At 40.9% G+C, this 1,168-nt stretch carries 2 protein-coding genes; both read left to right on the top strand.

What is annotated here, in order from left to right:
- Window positions 1-212, top strand: a 212-nt coding sequence (locus tag V7L97_RS08630) for a hypothetical protein (protein WP_333655103.1), incomplete at its 5' end; no start/stop codon positions are given.
- A gap of 563 nt (window positions 213-775) precedes the next feature.
- Window positions 776-1,159, top strand: coding sequence for a response regulator (locus V7L97_RS08625; RefSeq protein WP_333655101.1), 384 nt, complete (start codon window positions 776-778; stop codon window positions 1,157-1,159).
- Window positions 1,160-1,168: the final 9 nt, after the last annotated feature.

Here is a 1,168-nt window from a genome sequence, read left to right as displayed (position 1 = left end):
TACCTGAATCGGAGGTCTTTCTAAAATCTATTTTGGACAGATGTGATATACTTTACATTGTAAGAGAGGCTGAGGAGTTCGGCGGCCCTGCTGCAGCAGAAAAGATACCTCAATATGGCAGATTCATTATCAATGAGGTAAAAAACCGAAGACAAAGAGCGATGGAAAAAGCCGAACAGCTCGGTATAAAGCTGGTAGTGGATAATACATGAGAATATTTCTAATTATATTCATTTTACTATTATTAACAGCTTCAAATATGTCGGCAGAGACCTTTGAAAAAACGGGGTTCTATTCAGCAAAGATAGATGGCTGGTTCCGCAATAGCATGCCAAAAGGCGATCTTATAGGCGATGTTTTCAATTGCTCCAAATGCGAGGAGCAAATCCAGATTCAAATAACATACGGGCCGCTGATACCCAAAGAAGCCTTATTCCAAAAATTTGCGATTTTATTAGGATTGGGTTATGCTTAAAAAAACTTCTTTATTACATTGGGATAATTTATCTCATTATATCTGCCTTTATTTTTACCCCTTACTTCAATTGGCAGTATGCAAAAGATCGCGGATTTATAAGTTGGCTTTTATTTGGTGAAATAGTTGCAACTTTAAAGGCTTTATTATGGCCATTATTCCTTTAGAAATACTATGGAAATCAAAAAAGGACTGACATTTACGCAGGCAATTGAAAACATCAGGGCTAACAAAAAAGCCGTCAGTAGCGTTAATAGCCGCCCTCGTAATATCGATTAGGAAAAAAGGAGGGACAAAGTTATGAACGAAAGACCTAAAAAAGGTACGATCCTTCTTATCGATGACGAGGAGGTGGTAAGGGAACTCGGGAAAGATATCCTTGAGGCGTACGATTATGAAGTGATTCTTGCTATCCACGGAAACGAAGGAGTGCGCATGTTCAACGAATATAAAGACAGGATCGACCTCGTCATCCTCGATATGGTAATGCCTGAAAAAGGCGGCAGACAGACATTTAAGGAGATAAGGTCGTTAAAGCCGGATGCAAGGGTGCTGATATGCAGCGGATACGGCGAGGAGCAGTATTTTTATGAGTTGTTCGAGGCCGGGGCAGCAGGCTTCCTTCAGAAGCCGTTTCAACATACAGAACTGCTGAGCAAGGTTGAGGAGGCAATGGCAAGATGAGCCATGAGC

Origin of the sequence: Dissulfurispira sp., assembly GCF_036745535.1 — a bacterium.
Classification (GTDB): Bacteria; Nitrospirota; Thermodesulfovibrionia; order Thermodesulfovibrionales; family Dissulfurispiraceae; genus Dissulfurispira.
This window is presented reverse-complemented; position numbering and strand designations above follow the sequence as displayed.